The 16,368-nt window shown below is 65.4% G+C and carries 19 protein-coding genes; all 19 read left to right on the top strand.

All coding sequences use genetic code 11. The annotated features are described in order from the left end of the window. The first annotated feature begins 140 nt into the window (after nt 1-140). The 19 genes from JNK99_RS00395 (at nt 141) to JNK99_RS00485 (ending at nt 16,340) form a co-directional block, all read left to right on the top strand. Nucleotides 141-566: a hypothetical protein gene (locus JNK99_RS00395; protein WP_291847031.1), complete on the top strand. Its 426-nt coding sequence runs from the start codon at nt 141-143 to the stop codon at nt 564-566. A 17-nt stretch (nt 567-583) separates the two neighbouring features. Beyond that, nucleotides 584-1,933 (top strand): tRNA (N6-isopentenyl adenosine(37)-C2)-methylthiotransferase MiaB, encoded by a 1,350-nt coding sequence (miaB, locus tag JNK99_RS00400; protein ID WP_291847033.1) that lies wholly within the window; start codon nt 584-586, stop codon nt 1,931-1,933. 6 nt (nt 1,934-1,939) lie between these two features. Further along, nucleotides 1,940-2,965, top strand: coding sequence for a PhoH family protein (locus JNK99_RS00405; protein WP_291847035.1), 1,026 nt, complete (start codon nt 1,940-1,942; stop codon nt 2,963-2,965). Further along, nucleotides 2,949-3,416, top strand: a complete 468-nt coding sequence (ybeY, locus tag JNK99_RS00410) for an rRNA maturation RNase YbeY (RefSeq protein ID WP_291847037.1) — start codon at nt 2,949-2,951, stop codon at nt 3,414-3,416. Before JNK99_RS00405 ends, ybeY begins: the two co-directional genes overlap by 17 nt. A 74-nt stretch (nt 3,417-3,490) precedes the next feature. Continuing rightward, nucleotides 3,491-4,345, top strand: coding sequence for a transporter associated domain-containing protein (locus tag JNK99_RS00415; protein ID WP_291847040.1), 855 nt, complete (start codon nt 3,491-3,493; stop codon nt 4,343-4,345). Nucleotides 4,346-4,364: 19 nt separating this feature from the next. Continuing rightward, the gene (gene lnt / locus JNK99_RS00420) at nt 4,365-5,876 is read left to right on the top strand and encodes an apolipoprotein N-acyltransferase (RefSeq protein ID WP_291847120.1); all 1,512 of its coding nucleotides are present in this window, start codon (nt 4,365-4,367) and stop codon (nt 5,874-5,876) included. Between the two features lie 164 nt (nt 5,877-6,040). Beyond that, entirely contained in the window at nt 6,041-6,301 is a 261-nt protein-coding gene (locus tag JNK99_RS00425) for a hypothetical protein (protein WP_291847042.1), read from the top strand. A 167-nt stretch (nt 6,302-6,468) separates the two neighbouring features. After that, entirely contained in the window at nt 6,469-7,374 is a 906-nt protein-coding gene (gene glyQ, locus JNK99_RS00430; RefSeq protein WP_291847044.1) for a glycine--tRNA ligase subunit alpha, read from the top strand. A gap of 1 nt (nt 7,375) precedes the next feature. After that, on the top strand, nt 7,376-9,448 hold the full coding sequence (glyS, locus tag JNK99_RS00435; RefSeq protein ID WP_291847046.1) for a glycine--tRNA ligase subunit beta: 2,073 nt from the start codon (nt 7,376-7,378) through the stop codon (nt 9,446-9,448). Continuing rightward, the gene (gene gmhB / locus JNK99_RS00440) at nt 9,445-9,981 is read left to right on the top strand and encodes a D-glycero-beta-D-manno-heptose 1,7-bisphosphate 7-phosphatase (RefSeq protein ID WP_291847048.1); all 537 of its coding nucleotides are present in this window, start codon (nt 9,445-9,447) and stop codon (nt 9,979-9,981) included. The genes glyS and gmhB overlap by 4 nt, the downstream gene beginning before the upstream one ends. Next, a complete protein-coding gene (locus JNK99_RS00445; protein ID WP_291847051.1) occupies nt 9,981-10,724 on the top strand; it encodes a lysophospholipid acyltransferase family protein in 744 nt (247 codons plus the stop codon). Before gmhB ends, JNK99_RS00445 begins: the two co-directional genes overlap by 1 nt. Continuing rightward, nucleotides 10,708-11,472, top strand: coding sequence for a SprT family zinc-dependent metalloprotease (locus JNK99_RS00450; protein ID WP_291847053.1), 765 nt, complete (start codon nt 10,708-10,710; stop codon nt 11,470-11,472). Before JNK99_RS00445 ends, JNK99_RS00450 begins: the two co-directional genes overlap by 17 nt. Before the next feature lie 8 nt (nt 11,473-11,480). Beyond that, the gene (gloA, locus tag JNK99_RS00455; protein ID WP_291847056.1) at nt 11,481-11,867 is read left to right on the top strand and encodes a lactoylglutathione lyase; all 387 of its coding nucleotides are present in this window, start codon (nt 11,481-11,483) and stop codon (nt 11,865-11,867) included. 4 nt (nt 11,868-11,871) lie between these two features. Beyond that, a complete protein-coding gene (locus JNK99_RS00460) occupies nt 11,872-12,474 on the top strand; it encodes a hypothetical protein (protein ID WP_291847057.1) in 603 nt (200 codons plus the stop codon). Between the two features lie 138 nt (nt 12,475-12,612). Then, the gene (locus tag JNK99_RS00465; RefSeq protein WP_291847060.1) at nt 12,613-13,602 is read left to right on the top strand and encodes a YncE family protein; all 990 of its coding nucleotides are present in this window, start codon (nt 12,613-12,615) and stop codon (nt 13,600-13,602) included. Next, nucleotides 13,599-14,351 carry a polysaccharide deacetylase family protein gene (locus tag JNK99_RS00470; protein ID WP_291847063.1) on the top strand — a complete coding sequence of 251 codons (753 nt, stop codon included), beginning with the start codon at nt 13,599-13,601 and terminating at the stop codon, nt 14,349-14,351. Before JNK99_RS00465 ends, JNK99_RS00470 begins: the two co-directional genes overlap by 4 nt. Next, on the top strand, nt 14,348-15,376 hold the full coding sequence (locus JNK99_RS00475; RefSeq protein WP_291847066.1) for a sterol desaturase family protein: 1,029 nt from the start codon (nt 14,348-14,350) through the stop codon (nt 15,374-15,376). The genes JNK99_RS00470 and JNK99_RS00475 overlap by 4 nt, the downstream gene beginning before the upstream one ends. Further along, a complete protein-coding gene (locus JNK99_RS00480; RefSeq protein ID WP_291847069.1) occupies nt 15,366-15,872 on the top strand; it encodes an HD domain-containing protein in 507 nt (168 codons plus the stop codon). The genes JNK99_RS00475 and JNK99_RS00480 overlap by 11 nt, the downstream gene beginning before the upstream one ends. Before the next feature lie 111 nt (nt 15,873-15,983). Further along, the gene (locus JNK99_RS00485) at nt 15,984-16,340 is read left to right on the top strand and encodes a hypothetical protein (protein WP_291847071.1); all 357 of its coding nucleotides are present in this window, start codon (nt 15,984-15,986) and stop codon (nt 16,338-16,340) included. Nucleotides 16,341-16,368: the final 28 nt, after the last annotated feature.

Raw genomic sequence — 16,368 nt, forward strand, 5'->3', positions numbered from 1 at the left:
AAAGGAGGGATACCAAGCGCAGCACGCTCGGCAACATGGGCACGGTACGATTCCAGCACGGCGACGTCCTTTCTCAAAGGTAGTACAGCAGCGAAAGCAACATTGTACTGCAAGGGTGCCGGGCCGGCAGCCGCAAGCCGGTGCCCGACAAGCAGCGGTCTGAACCGGAAGAGCTGACATTGGCCGGCCCGCTTGTCTATAATGCAGCGATGGATATCCCCACCAGCATTCTGTATTCCGTGATCAGCGCCATTGCCGAAGCGGCATTGACGCCGGCGCCCGAACCGCAGATCGTGCACGAAGCGGCGGCGCTGCCGCGTGCACTGCCTGAAGAAGCCCGCCAAGGCTTGATGCAACCGCCCGCCGGAGACGGTTTTCTGACGATCAATGGGCAGCAATGGCCACTCGCTCCGGCGGCCCAGTTCCGCAACCGGCAGAACCTGATCGTCATGCCGATGCGGATTCAAAGCCCGGTCGAGGTGGTCTATCTCACCAACGGCGACGGCGCGATTCATCGCGTCTGGATGCTGACCCCAGGCGAAGCAGCCGTGTCGCGCCCACGTTAGATCAAATCAGACAAGCAATGGCCAAAAAACTGTTCATCCGCACCTTCGGGTGCCAGATGAACGAGTACGATTCGGACAAGATGGCCGACGTGCTCGCTGCATCCGAAGAAATCGTCAAGACCGAAACGCCCGACGACGCCGATATCATCCTGTTCAACACCTGCTCGGTGCGCGAAAAGGCACAGGAACGCGTTTTCCACGACCTCGGCCGGGTCCGCCAGATGAAGCTCGCCAGGCCCGATCTGGTGATCGGTGTCGGCGGCTGCGTGGCAAGCCAGGAAGGCGCGGCGATCATTGCCAGGGCACCCTACGTCGATGTCGTCTTCGGCCCCCAGACCCTGCACCGGCTGCCGCAACTGATCGCCGAGCGCCGTCGCCTGGGCAAGTCGCAGGTCGATATCTCCTTCCCCGAGATCGAGAAATTCGACCATCTGCCACCGGCCCGCGTCGAGGGTGCCGCCGCTTTCGTCTCGATCATGGAAGGTTGCAGCAAGTTCTGCTCCTTCTGCATCGTCCCCTACACCCGCGGCGCGGAAGTCTCGCGCCCGTTCGACGACGTACTGACCGAAGTTGCCGATCTGGCGGCGCAGGGCGTCAGGGAAGTGACGCTGCTCGGGCAGAACGTCAACGCCTACCGCGGCGCGCTGGCCGGCCGCGGTCAGGCGCTGACCGGGGAGACGGCCGCCGATCTGGCGCTGCTGATCGAATACATTGCCGAGTTCCCCGGAATCGAGCGCATCCGTTACACCACCTCGCATCCGCGTGAGGTGTCGGCACGGCTGATCGACGTCTATGCCCGGGTGCCCAAGCTCGTCTCGCACCTGCACCTACCGCTCCAGTCCGGCTCCGACCGCGTACTGGCGGCGATGAAGCGCGGCTACACGGCGCTCGAGTACAAGAGCCTGGTGCGCAAGCTGCGGGCCGCCCGCCCCGACCTGTCGCTCTCCTCGGACTTCATCATCGGCTTTCCTGGCGAAAGCGACAGCGATTTCGAAAAGACGATGAAGCTGATCGACGAAATCGGCTTCGATGCCTCCTTCTCGTTCATCTACAGTGCGCGGCCGGGCACCCCGGCCGCCGAACTGGCCGACGACACGCCGCAGCCGGTCAAGCTCGCACGCCTGTTGCGCCTGCAGAAGCGCATCGACGAACTGGCGCAGGAGGTGTCGCAGGCAATGGTCGGCAGCGTGCAACGCGTACTGGTCGAAGGCGTCTCGAAAAAGGACCGCAACGAACTGGCCGGCCGCACCGACAACAACCGCGTGGTCAATTTTGCCGGCGATGCCAGTGCGATGCTCGACCGCTTCCTCGACGTGCGCATCACCGCCGCCATGCCGCACTCACTACGTGGCGAGCTCGCCAACTGACACCCGATGCCTGTGAATTCAAACGCTACCAAGAGCCGAGCCACCGAACTGCTGCTCTCGCCGATCAACAACAAGCAACTCGCCAATCTCTGTGGCGCCCTGGACGAAAACCTGCGCCAGATCGAGACCGCCCTCGATGTATCGATCGCCCGCCGGGGCGAACGTTTCACGCTGCGCGGCGAAGCCGCGCAGACTGCACGCGCCAGCGAAGCACTGCAGCAGTTCTACGCGCAGGCCAAGGATACGCTGTCGGTTGACGAGATCCAGCTCGGCCTGATCGAGCTGCTCAACCGACCGGTGCGCAACATCTCGTCCGGCGGCGGCGTCGCGCCGGCCCTGATGACCCGCAAGAGCGAATTGCACGGCCGCACGCCGCGGCAGATCGAATACCTGAAGAAAATCCAGGAACACGACATCACGTTCGGCACCGGTCCGGCCGGTACCGGCAAGACCTATCTCGCCGTCGCCTCCGCGGTCGACGCCTTCGAGCGCGAACTGGTGCAGCGTATCGTGCTCACACGGCCGGCCGTCGAGGCGGGCGAACGCCTCGGCTTCCTGCCCGGCGACCTGGCACAGAAGGTCGATCCCTATCTGCGCCCACTGTACGACGCGCTCTACGACCTGATGGGCTTCGAGCGCGTCGGCAAGCTGTTCGAACGCGGCTCTATCGAGATTGCTCCGCTGGCTTACATGCGCGGGCGCACCCTCAACCACGCCTTCATCATTCTCGACGAGGCACAGAACACCACCCCCGAGCAGATGAAGATGTTCCTGACGCGCATCGGCATCGGCGCCAAAGCCGTGGTCACCGGCGACGTGACGCAGATCGACCTGCAGCGCGGCCAGAAAAGCGGCCTGATCGAAGCGCGCCAGATCCTGCGGGAAGTCCGCGGCATCGCATTCACCGAATTCCTGAAGGAAGACGTGGTCCGCCACCCGCTGGTGGCGCGCATCGTCTCGGCCTACGAGGCACACACCGCGGCACTCGAGGCCGGGTCAGCCGCAACGGCGGGCAATGGCGAAAAAAAGTGAGCGCTGGCAGCTTGCCGTGCAGTACGCCGGCCGGCCGGCCGGCCGGCCGGCCAAGCGCGAGGTGCGTCGCTGGGTACGCGCCGCCTTGCCGGCAAAGGGCAAGACCGGCGGACGGATCACCGTGCGTTTCGTCGACGCCGAAGAAGGACTCCGCCTCAACAGCAGCTATCGCGGCAAGGAGCGGGCGACCAACGTCCTCTCGTTCTCCTACGAAGTCAGGCCGCGCATCTGCGGCGACCTGGTTCTCTGCGCACCGGTGGTCGAGCGCGAGGCCAGCGAGCAGGGCAAATCGCTCAGCGCGCATTACGCCCATCTGATCGTGCATGGCCTGCTGCATCTGCAGGCCTACGACCACGAGGCGGACGAACGGCAGGCAGCTGAAATGGAAGCCGAGGAGCGCCGGATTCTCGCCGCCCTGGGTTATCCGGACCCCTATCGCGACGAGGGATGAAGCGTCAGCGGCGCTGACCGCGCAAGAGCGGACGCGTCGCCGCCATTGACGCATCATTCCTCACCGAGGTCAACATGGACAAGGACAACACCGGCAGCACAGGCAACAAGCCCGGTCTTCTCGAACGGATCTCTGCGTTCCTCGTGCACGAACCCGAGGACCGCGAACAGCTCATGCAACTGCTGCACTCTGCGCATCAGCGCGCGCTGCTCGATGCCGATGCCCTGAGCATCATCGAGGGCGCGCTCGCCGCATCGGAGGTGCGCGTGCGCGACGTCATGGTGCCACGTATGCTGATGGAAGTGGTTGATGCCAACGATTCGTTCGACGAGGTGATCGGGCGGGTCAACAGGACTGCCCATTCGCGCTTCCCGGTAATCAACGACAGTGCCGACAACGTGATCGGCATCCTGCTCGCCAAGGACCTGTTGCGCGTCGCGCGCGACGCCCCCTTCACGCTGCGCGACTGGATTCGCCCGGCGGTGTTCATCCCAGAGTTCAAACGCCTCGATGTGCTGCTGCGCGAATTTCGCGTCTCGCGCAATCACATGGCGATCGTCATCGACGAATACGCCGGCATCGCCGGCCTGATCACCATCGAGGACGTACTGGAGCAGATCGTCGGCGAAATCGAGGACGAGTACGATTTCGACGAAGCCGACGACAACATCCAGCTCGACCAGAACGGGCAGTACCGCGTCAAGGCGCACACCCCGGTGGCGGATTTCAACGCCGCTTTCGGCAGCAGTTTCAGTGACGAGAGCTTCCAGACCATCGGTGGACTGATTCTCCACCACTTCGGCCGGCTGCCGCAGTTCAACGAAACGGTCACCATCGACGGGCTCACTTTCCAGGTCCTGCGCGCCGACAACCGCCGCATCTACACCCTGGTGGTCGTGCGGCCAGAACAGGCAGGCACGCCTGAATAAGAACACGGGCGGGCGCTGCCTGGCCGCTTTCGTTCTCGGCGCCACGGGAGTCGCGGCCTTCGCGCCGCTCGGCTGGTTTGCCCTCAACTGGCTGAGCCTCGGCGGGCTGTTCGCCCTGCTCGTTGCCGAAGTCGACGGCGCGCGGCGCCCGTGCCAAGGTGCGCTGCTCGCCGCCAGTCATGGCTTCGGTTTCTTCCTGGCCGGTGTCTCCTGGATCTACGTCAGTCTCAGCATTTTCGGCGGCATGCCGGCGGCGCTGGCCGGCTTGGCGACCTTGCTCTTCTGTGCCGTCCTGGCGCTTCATGTCGCGCTGCTCGGGGCATTGTTCGTCCACCTGGCGACCGGCGGCTGGCTGCGCCGGGCACTGCTCTTCGCCGCCCTGTGGGTGCTTGTCGAGTGGCTGCGCAGTTGGCTGTTCACCGGTTTCCCCTGGCTTTCCGCCGGCTATTCGCAGACCCCGCCAAGCCCGTTGGCCGGCTATGCCCCCCTGCTCGGAGTGCACGGCGTTTCCCTGTTCTCGGCGCTGGCTGGCGCACTCGGCTTCGCAGTGCTCAGGCGCTGGTTGTCGACCGAAGCGTGCCGGGCGCGCGGCTGGCTGCGCTGGTGCCCAGCACTGCCCACCCTGGCTATCGCCCTGACCCTGGCGACCGGCCACCTGTTGCGCGAGCTGCGCTGGACCCAGGCGACCGGCGAGCCGCTGACGGTCGCCCTGCTGCAAGGCAACGTCGCGCAGGAGATAAAATGGCGACCCGAACGCTTCGCTGAATCGCTGCGCACCTACCACCGCCTGGCACTCGACCATCCGGCGCAACTGACGGTCCTGCCCGAAACCGCCCTGCCCTCTTTCCTGGACCAGGTTCCGGTCGACTACCTCGACGCGCTGCAGGCGCTTGCCTTGCGCCAACAGGGCGACCTGCTGCTGGGAGTCGCCGTCGGTGACGGCCGGCAGTACTTCAATGCCGCGCTGAGCCTCGGCGCATCGGGACAGCAGCGCTACAGCAAGGTGCACCTGGTACCCTTCGGCGAATTCGTCCCGTCGGGCTTTGCCTGGTTCATGGCGATGGCCAACATCCCGATGTCCGACTTCAGCCCCGGCGCGCCCGGCCAGCCGCCGCTGCGCCTCGCCGGCCAGCAGGTGGCGGTGAACATCTGCTACGAAGACGCCTTCGGCAACGAGATCAGTGCCAGCCTGCCGGGCGCCACGCTGCTGGCAAACATTTCCAACGTCGCCTGGTTCGGCGATTCGCTGGCACCCGCGCAACACCTGCAGATCGCCCAGATGCGCGCCCTGGAAACGGGCCGCATGATGCTGCGCGCGACCAATACCGGCATGACCGCCATCGTCGATGTCGACGGCCGCGTGCGCTCGGTGCTGCCACCCTTCAGGCGCGGCGCACTGCTCGGCGAAGTCCGCGGTCATACCGGGGCAACCCCATACGTGCGCTGGGGCAACTGGCCGGTCGTCGCTCTCGCACTCCTGCTCATCGCCTTGCACATGCGACGCGGGGTAGCCTTGCGCCACCCTGCCTGAGGGCTGCTTCACCCGGTTCCCGGCCGTCGACTGCGCGGCGGAGAGCAGCGCACGGTGCCCGGTCGCAGCGGAATCAACACTTGACCCGCTGGGTACCACCAACCATGCTAACCCGGCATGCTGTTCGATGCACCGTTACTAAAAAACGCCAGGAGGAGACAATCATGAAAAAAATGACCACCACTGTGGCTGCATGTGTCGCGCTACTCCCCGCACTCGCCTTGGCCCAGGCACTCGCCGAGAACAAGGATCAGTCGTGGAGCGCCGCCAACCCCGAAATGGTCCGGGTCATCAAGAAATACAACCCTGAACAGATGTTGGCCATCGCCGCCTATCAGGCGAGCCTGACCACTCCCAGCACGATGCTGATGGCACACGGTTCGATGTGCAAGCCTCTCGCAACCAGGGACGGCAAGGTGAAGTAAGGAACCCGCCACAAGTGGTGCGCGCGCCGTGACACGCCAGTCGCCTGGGTAATCAGGCGACCGGGCGCCCGCAACCGGTCGCCGGTCTCGCGCGTCGCCGAAGCAGGTTCTTGTTCGCCGAGAAACCAAGTAAAATCCGGGCTTCTCGTCCTGTCCGACCATCTCCCATGCCTACCTTCCAGGAAGTGATTCTGCGTCTCCAGGATTTCTGGGACAAACAGGGGTGCGCACTGCTCCAGCCATACGACATCGAAGTCGGTGCCGGCACCTTCCACACTGCCACCTTTCTGCGCGCCATCGGACCCGAACCCTGGAACGCGGCCTACGTGCAGCCATCACGGCGGCCCAAGGACGGACGCTATGGCGAGAACCCCAACCGCCTGCAGCATTACTACCAGTACCAGGTCGTGCTCAAACCCTCGCCAGCCAATATCCAGGACCTCTATCTCGACTCGCTGCGTGCGCTCGGCATAGACACCACCCAGCACGACATCCGCTTTGTCGAGGACGACTGGGAGAGTCCGACACTGGGCGCCTGGGGACTCGGCTGGGAGGTCTGGCTGGACGGCATGGAAGTGACCCAGTTCACCTATTTCCAGGAAGTCGGCTCGCTAGCCTGCAAACCGGTACTCGGCGAGATCACCTATGGCATCGAGCGCCTGGCGATGTACCTGCAGGGGGTGGAGAATGTCTTCGACCTGGTATGGGCCGAGGGACCGGGCTACCGGGTGACCTACGGCGACGTGTACCACCAGAACGAGGTCGAGCAATCGAAGTACAACTTTGAACACGCCAATGTCGAACTGCTCTTCCGCCACTTCGGCGAGCACGAGTCCGAAGCGCGGCGGCTGATCGCCGCCGGCCTCGCGCTACCGGGCTACGAAATGGTGATGAAGTGCTCGCATACCTTCAACCTGCTCGATGCCCGCGGCGCCATCTCGGTCACCGAGCGGGCGGCCTACATCGGCCGCGTACGCGCCCTGGCGCGCGAAGTCGCGCAGGCCTACCACGACTCCCGCCAGGCGCTCGGTTTCCCGATGTGCAAGGCGGGCACTGGCGGCGAGGTGGCATGAGATGAAAGAAACCGTCCTGATCGAACTGCGCACCGAAGAGCTGCCGCCGAAGTCACTGAAACCGCTCTCCGAGGCCTTTGCCGATACCGTCTTCGCCACCCTCAGAGCCGAGGAGTTTGCCGGAGCCGATAGCATCTGCACACCCTACGCCACGCCTCGCCGCCTGGCGCTGACCATCACCGGGGTGGCCGACCGGCAACCCGACCGCGTGCTGGAGAAGAAGGGCCCGGCGCTGGCCGGCGCGCTCGACGTGGCGGGCCGGCCGACCAAGGCGCTCGAAGGCTTCATGCGCGCCGCCGGTGTCAGCTTTGACCAACTCCACAAGGCGGCCGACGGCAAGGGCGAATACTTCGTTGCCCGACGCGAGAAGAAGGGCGAAGAACTGGCCACCCACCTGGCGGACATCGTCGCGCAGGCGGTGCGCAAGCTACCGATCCCGAAAGTCATGCGCTGGGGCGATTCCGAGCACCAGTTCGTCCGCCCGGTACACAGCCTGATCCTCCTGCACGGCAAGCGAGTCGTCCCCGGCGCAGTGCTCGGATTGCCGAGCGGCCGCACGACCATGGGGCACCGCTTCCTGTCGGCCGGCGAAATCGTCGTCGACACACCGGCGGACTACCCTGCCCGACTGGCCGACGGCAAGGTGATCGCCGCTTTCGGCGAACGCCGCGCGGCAATCGCCACCCAGCTCGAAGCGGCGGCACACCGGCTCGACGCCCGCATCAATCCGGCAGACGGCCTGCTCGACGAAGTGACGGCACTGGTCGAATGGCCGGTGGTCTACGTCGGCGAGTTTGAGGCCGAGTACCTGGAAGTACCGCAGGAATGCCTGATCCTGACCATGCAGCAGAACCAGAAATACTTCCCGCTGCTCGACCGCGCCGGCAAGCTGCTCAACAAGTTCCTGATCGTCGCCAACATGGCGGTCGACGACCCCAGCAACATCATCCGCGGCAACGAGCGCGTCGTCCGTCCACGCCTGTCGGACGCCCGCTTTTTTTACAATCAGGATCGCAAGGCCGGCTTTGCCAACCGCGTGCTTCGACTCGGCTCGGTGGTCTACCACAACAAGCTCGGCTCGCTCGGCGACCGCGCCCAGCGTCTGGGCCGTGTCGCGCGCAGCATCGCCGAGACGCTCGGCGCCGACGGCAATCTGGCGGAGCGCGCTGCACTGTTCGCCAAGATCGACCTGCTCACCGACATGGTCGGCGAGTTCCCGGAACTGCAGGGCATCATGGGCCGCTATTACCTGCTGCACGAAGGCGGTCTGCCGGTGGTGGCCGACGCCATCGAGCAGCATTACCGGCCGCGTTTCGCCGGCGATGCCCTGCCCGAGGGAAACATTGCCTGCGCCGCAGCGCTGGCCGACAAACTTGACGCGCTGGTCGGCTTCTTCGGCATCGGGCAACTGCCGACCGGCGACAAGGATCCCTTCGGTCTGCGCCGCGCCGCACTCGGGGTGCTGCGCATTCTGATGGAAACGCCGCTGCCGCTCGATCTCGGCGAACTGATCGGTAGCGCAAGCCAGGCGCTGCTGGCGCAGGGAGTCAAGCTCGCGCCGGTCGACGAAAACCTGCTGCTCTTCATGCTCGACCGCCTGCGCGGCATGCTGCGCGACGCCGGCCATGCGGTCGACGTCATCGAGGCGGTACTGGCGCAGCGGCCGACCCGCATCGATCTGGTCCCCGCCCGGCTGGCGGCGGTACGCGAATTCCAGATGCTTCCCGAATCGCTGGCGCTCGCCGCCGCCAACAAGCGCATTGGCAACATCCTGAAGAAAGCGCCCGAAGATCTGCCCGAGCCGGACATCGCGCTGCTCGAGGAGAAAGCCGAGAAGGCCCTGTTCCAGCGCGTCGTCCTGATGGCGCCACTGGTTCGCTCGCACGTCGCCAACGAGGACTATGCCGACGCACTCAAGGCGCTCGCCACGGTACGCAGCGAGGTGGACCGCTTCTTCGACGAGGTGATGGTGAACGTGCATGAACCACTGCTGCGCGGCAACCGTCTGGGCCTCCTGAAAGTGCTCTACGAGCAGTTGAACGCGGTCGCCGACATTTCCAGGCTGGCCGTATGAGACTCGTCATCCTCGATCGCGACGGGGTCATCAACTACGACTCCAAGCAGTTCATCAAGTCGCCAGCCGAGTGGCGCCCCATCCCGGGCAGCCTCGAAGCGATTGCCAAGCTCCATCAGGCCGGTTACCGGGTGGTGGTGGCCACCAACCAGTCGGGCGTCGGTCGCGGCCTGTTCGACATGGACACGCTCAATGCCATCCACGACAAGATGCACCGCGCCGTGCTGGCGGCCGGAGGACGCATCGACGCGATCTTCTTTTGCCCGCATCCGATCGAGGCCGGCTGCCATTGCCGCAAGCCGGCGATCGGCATGTTCGAGCGGATTGCCGGCTGTTTCAACATCGATCTGCCGGGCACCCCGGCGGTCGGCGATTCGCTGCGCGACCTGCAGGCGGCTACCGCAGTCGGTGCCCTGCCGTTGTTGGTGATGACCGGCAAGGGAACGCAGACGCAAACCGACGGTGGCCTGCCGGAAGGTACGCTGGTCTTTCCCGATCTGGCGGCGGCCGCCGAACACATCCTGCGCTCGTGATGGCCGCCCTGCGCACGGCGCTGTTCCTGTTGCTGGTCGGGCTGCTGACGATGCCGTTCGGCCTGCTCGTGACGCTGGCGATCGCCTTCCCGATGACCGTGCGCTACCGCATCATCGCGCTCTGGCGCAGCGGTTTCATGGGACTCTGCCGGCACGTCCTCGGCCTGCGCTACCGCGTGCTCGGGCGCGAGAACATTCCGCCCGAGCCATCGGTGGTCATGGCCAAACACCAGTCGGCCTGGGAAACGGTCGGTCTGCAGGACATCTTCCCGCCGCTGGTCTTCGTCCTCAAGAAGGAGTTGTTGCGTGTGCCCTTCTTCGGCTGGGGTCTGGCGGCGATGAAGATGATCTCGATCAACCGTGCGGCGGCCAAGGATGCGCTCAGGCAGGTCTTCGATCAGGGAGCCGAACGCCTGGCCGCCGGTTACTGGGTCGTGATTTTCCCCGAAGGAACCCGCGTCGAGCCGGGTCAGACCTCGCGCTACAAACCGGGCGGAGCACACCTCGCGGTGCGCAGCGACGCCAGGGTTGTGCCGGTGGCGCACGACGCCGGCGAATTCTGGCGCAAGAGCGTTTTCGCCATCTCGCCGGGAGTGATCACGGTGAGCATCGGACCAGCGATCGACCCGACTGGCAAGTCGGCCGCCAGAATCAATACGCTCGCCGCCGCCTGGATCGAATCCGAGATGCGCCGGATCTCACCGCACCGCTACCCGGCCACCGCCGATGCCGTGGCGGCCTGAAGCAGCGCGCTCGAGCACGCGGCCACCGCTGGCAACCAGCGAGACCTTGCGCACCATCGCACTCGGCGAACACAGCGTATCCTACGTCCTGCGGCGCGGCAGAAGGCACACCATTGGCCTGTCGATCGATCACCGCGGCCTGCGCGTCGGCGCTCCGCTGCATGCCTCGCTGCGCGAAGTCGAGTCGCTGATCGTGCAGCACGGCGAATGGATCGGCCGCAAGCTGGACGAGTGGCGCAACCGCCGTCCGCCGGAAAAGCTGTCCATCGTCGACGGCGTGCACCTGCCCTGGCTCGGCAATTCGCTCGCCATCCGCCTGGCGATCGGTGGCAATCGCTGCCTGTGGAATCTGCAGCCCCCGCAACCAACGCTCACCCTCTGTCTGCGCTCGCCGACCGAAGCGCCACGCGTCCTTGAGAAGGCCTGGCGCGAGTACGCCCGCCTGCTGTTCAGCCAGCGCCTGGCGCACTACGCGTCGCGGCTCGGGGTCGCCCTGCCACCGCTTGCCCTCTCGGCGGCACGCACGCGTTGGGGGAGCTGCAGCACGCGCAGCGGCATTCGCCTGAACTGGCGGCTGCTTCACTTTCCCCTGCCGGTGATCGACTACGTGGTGGCGCACGAACTGGCGCACCTGCGCGAAATGAACCACGGCCCGCGCTTCTGGTCCATCGTTGCGGATCTCTACCCTGATTACCCGGCGGCGCGCGCCGAATTGCGGCAGCGCGCCGCCCTTTGTCCACACTGGTGAGGAGAAGCATGAGAATCCTGCATACGATGCTGCGTGTCGGCGATCTCGACCGCTCGCTGGCCTTTTACACCGAAGTGCTCGGCATGCGCGAGTTGCGCCGCCAGGATTACCCGGCGGGCCGCTTCACACTGGCCTTTGTCGGCTACGGCCCGGAAGCGCAAGAAGCGGTGCTCGAACTGACACACAACTGGGATACCCCGTCCTACGAGCTTGGTGGCGGCTTCGGCCATGTGGCGATCGAAGTCCCCGACGCCTATGCCGCCTGCGAGCAGATCAAGGCGCGTGGCGGCAAGGTGGTGCGCGAGGCCGGCCCGATGAAACACGGCACGACGGTGATCGCCTTCGTCGAGGATCCCGACGGCTACAAGATCGAGTTGATCCAGAAGAGAAGCTGATCATTTGAACTTTCCGGCCTTTTTCTCGCAGGTGCCGACGATCGTCATGCGCGATCGCCTGGCCGCATTCCTTGGCGCGGCGCAAGGCGGGCTGATCGAGTACGGCTATGTCGATGCCGTCAGGCTGACCGGCCACTCCTGCCCGACCGTAGCGGGCGCCTACCTGCTCACCAGCCGTGTACTGCGGGCACTCTATCCGGACGAACTACCTGCCCGCGGCGAGATCGCGGTCGACTTCCGCGCGGCACTGGAAAGCGGCGTCAGCGGCGTGACGGCGGCGGTCGTCGGGTTGCTCACCGGGGCTGCCGGAAGCGGCGGCTTCAAGGGCCTGGCCGGCCGTTTCGCGCGGCGCGAACTACTCCACTTCGGAACGGATCTGCCGGGTCAGATCCGCTTTACCCGACTGGACAACGGGCAGAGCCTCAACGCCTCGCTGCAACTCGAAGAGGTTCCCGCAGATCCCCGCCTCCCGGGCCTCTTGCAGACGGTGCTGGCCGGCGACGCCGAGCCGGCGACGATTGAGCTCTTTGCCGGTCTGTGGCAGGATCGCGTACGGCGAATTCTGCTCGAACACTTCACCGATCCAGATCTGGTCAGTTTGGCGTAAGAGGCAGATCGCACAATCGCTTCCCGACCGATGCGCTGCCCAACAACAGCCGATAACCACAGGCAGGCGAGCCAGGCCGAGCGATCGGCTCGGCAAAAGCTGCCTGCTCTCGTTCCCAACCCGTTCCTGGCTGACACGATGCCCCACCACCGTCCCCCCGGAATCCTCCTGCGCACTGCACGATGCCTCGCCTTCATGCTGCTGCTTGGCGCTCACCCGGCCACCCAGGCCGGTCTGGCGATTGCCCTCAACTCGGCTGATGGGACGGTCAGTCTGATCGATACCGACAGTTACCAGGTGACCGGTAAGGTCAACGTATGCAAGGAACCGCACCACCTGATGCCGACGCCCGACGACAAGTCGCTGGTCGTCGCCTGCGCGGCCGCCAACCAACTGGTCTTCTTCGACCCGTTGACCGGGCAGGAGCAGAAGCGCGTACGCAACATCTCGGATCCGTATCAGTTGGGTTACTCGCCAAATCGCAAGTGGTTCGTCGCCACTTCGCTGCGCCTCGACCGGGTCGATATCTATGACCCGACGGACTTCAGCCTGATCGCCCGACTGCCCGCACCGAAAACTCCCTCACACCTCGCTTTCGACGACGCCAGCCAGTTCGTCTTCGTCACCCTCCAGGACTCCAACGAGGTCATGGCGATCAGCCTGCCGACGCAGAAGATTGCCTGGGTCATGCCGGTCGCGACAACCCCGGCGGGCATCGTCATGTCGCCGGACAACCGCTACCTGCTGGTCGCCAGCATGGGCGAGGGAGTGGTCGAAGTCATCGAATGGCGCAGCCGCCAGAGCATCAGGAAGGTCCCTACCGGGAAGGCAGCGCACAATCTGCAGCCGAAAGGCGACGGCCGCCACTTCTATGTCTCCAACCGCACGGTCGACGGCAGCATTTCGCTGCTCGACACGCAGACGATGACGGTGGTCGAACAGTACGAGGTGCCTGGCGGGCCGGACGACATGACGGTTCGTGCCGACGGCAAGGAGCTTTGGGCGACTGCCCGCTTCGCGCGCAAGGTGCAGGTCGTGGATCTGGTCAACAAACGACTCAAACTGTCGATCCCGGTCGGCAGCTCGCCGCACGGCGTCTTCTTCCTCAACCACGCCGGTCTGCGATGAGCCTCGGCCTTCGCCGCCTGTTCCTGGCGCCGGGTCTGGCGGCCATCAGCCTGGCGACTGCCGCACCCGCCGAGCCAGCCGCTGCCTGCAAGGGGACACTCTATCTCACCTTCGACACCGGCAACATGCGCCACGCCGAACTGATTGCCGAAACACTCTCCAGGCATGGGGTCAAGGCGACGTTCTTCCTGGCCCAGGAAAAAACCAGCCGCGGCGATCATGCCCTCGATGCCAGTTGGGCGTCCTACTGGCAAGCCCGCGTTGCCGAGGGGCATGCCTTCGGTAGCCACACCTGGCGACACGGCAGTTTCCGCGAAGACCACGGTACGCTGGTGCGCTACCGGCTGCCGGAGGGCGGCATCGAAAGCATGGACGCGGCGGCCGTCTGCGCCGAGTTGCAGCGCCCCGACACACGCTTTCAGGAACTCACCGGGCGCCGGCTCGACCCGCTCTGGCGGGCACCGGGCGGTCGCACGACGGCCAACACCCTGGCGGCGGCGCAGTCCTGCGGTTATCGTCACGTCGGCTGGGCGGCCGCCGGTTTCCTCGGTGACGAGCTGCCATCCACGACCTACCCCAATGCGCTGCTCTTGCAGCGCGCGCTCGATCACCTCAAGGATGGCGACATCATCATGGCGCATCTCGGCATCTGGTCGCGCCAGGACCCCTTCGCACCGATGCTCGATCCCCTGATCGCCGGCCTCAAGAGCAAGGGCTTCTGCTTCGCCACCCGGCGCGCACAGCCATGATCAACGCCCTGATCGAAGCCTTTGTGCAATTGCAGGGCTGGTTGCTCGATCGTGTCGTCCAGCCGCCACTGCTCGTCCTCGGGCTGGGCAGCTACATCGAGATGGCTTTCGACGGTGTCGAGCTCTTCCTCTGCGGCGTGCTGCAGATCAGTGCAGCCTATCTGCTGTTGCGCCCACTCGAGGCACTGCGACCGATCGAGGTCTGGCCGGACCGCAAGCCGGTGCGGGTGGACGTCACCTATTCACTGCTCGACCGGCTGGGCATCATCCCGCTCCTCGTCTTCGCGGTGCTGGCTCCGCTGTTCGGCAGTATCGACAGTTGGCTGCGCCTGAACGACATCATCCCGCCACAACTGGAAGATCTCTTTCCGGCGCTGGAAACGAAGCCCCTGGCGAGTTTCCTGATCTATCTCGCCCTCCTCGACTTTGCCGAATACTGGCGCCACCGCCTGTCGCACAGCTTCCGCTGGTGGTGGGCGCTGCACGCCATCCACCATAGCCAGCGTCAGATGACGCTGTGGACCGACAGCCGCAACCATGTGCTCGACGACCTGATCGGCGGCTTCTGGTTCGCCACCGTCGCACTGTTGATCGGCGTACCGCCGGGTCATTTCGTCGGTCTGCTGATCGCCGTCAAGACGATCGAGAACCTGTCGCACGTCAATGCACGTCTGTCTTTCGGACGGATCGGCGAACTGCTGCTGGTCAGCCCGCGCTACCACCGCTGGCACCATGCACTGCACCTGCCAACCGGCGAGCAATACCGCCATGGCTGCAATTTCGCCGTCCTCTTTCCGCTCTGGGACCAGTTGTTCGGCACCCAGTACCGCGGCCGGGCGATGCCCCCGTGCGGCCTCGCCGACGGCCCCCTGCCGGCCGATGCGGCACGCAGCGGATTCTGGCGCCAACAGTGGGAAGGCCTCGGCGCGCTACTGGCGGCTTGCCGCCCGGCTGCCGCCGAAGCGACGCAGCCGGGCGGCAGCACGGCCAGCGACCTGCGGCAGGAAAAACCCCATGCTCGCTGAGGCGCGCGCCTTCGCCCTCAGCGCGCACGGCGAACAAAGGTATGGCAACCGCCCTTACGCCTATCATCTCGAGGCGGTCGTCGCCTTGCTCTCGCCCTATGGTCCGGACGCGCAGGTCATCGGCTACCTGCATGACGTGGTCGAAGACACCACCGTCACCGAAGGTGAGGTACGCGAGCACTTCGGGCCACTGGTCGGCGAATGCGTCAGCCTGCTCACCGACGCGCCGGGGGCCAGCCGTGCCGAGCGCAAGGCGGGCACCTACGCCCGCCTGTCCAGGGTCACAGGACCAGCCGAGCTGGCGCTGGTGGTCAAGGTCGCCGATCGCCTGGCCAACGTCAGCAGCTGCCTGGCGGACCAACGACACGCGTTGTGGGAGGTGTACCGGCAGGAACACCCCGCCTTCCGCAGCGCGGCCTACCGCGCGGGCCTTTGCGAACCACTCTGGCGCGAACTCGACACCCTGCTCGACACCCAGCCAGGCCGCATCGGCTGAAGGTCGCCGAACCCGCAGGCGACTGCCTGGCCGGAACGGCGGGATGGCATCCGGCAGCGTTTTCGGTCACACTCCAGCCCTGGTTGTGATCAGCCATCAGGAGAGTACTCTGTGTTCATGACAAGGATCCCGCTACCAGCCTCGCTGCTCTGTGCCGTGCTCATGCTGGCCGGCTGCTTCCCGCCGCCCGAACAAGCCGGGGAACTCGCCCGCACCTCGATGCAGAAGTATTTTCGTACCCACCCGGAGTACAAGGATCAGGCCATCGAGGTCGTCAGCGTCCGGGTCACCGGCAGCGAGGACAAGAAGGTCGATGCCATCGCCACCATAGTGCAGGCCGGCAGGACCTTCGAGGTGCCGGTGGTGATCGTGATCGACGGCGTCAATCTCGAATGGTTTGCCGACCCGACCGCTCTCACCTTCCTCGCCCGGCCCAAACCAGGCACTGCGCAGCAGATCCCCAGGTAGGCCGCCGGCAGGCACGGCGACGGCCCCT

The sequence above is a fragment of the Accumulibacter sp. genome, assembly GCF_016789985.1.
Lineage (GTDB): Bacteria > Pseudomonadota > Gammaproteobacteria > Burkholderiales > Rhodocyclaceae > Accumulibacter.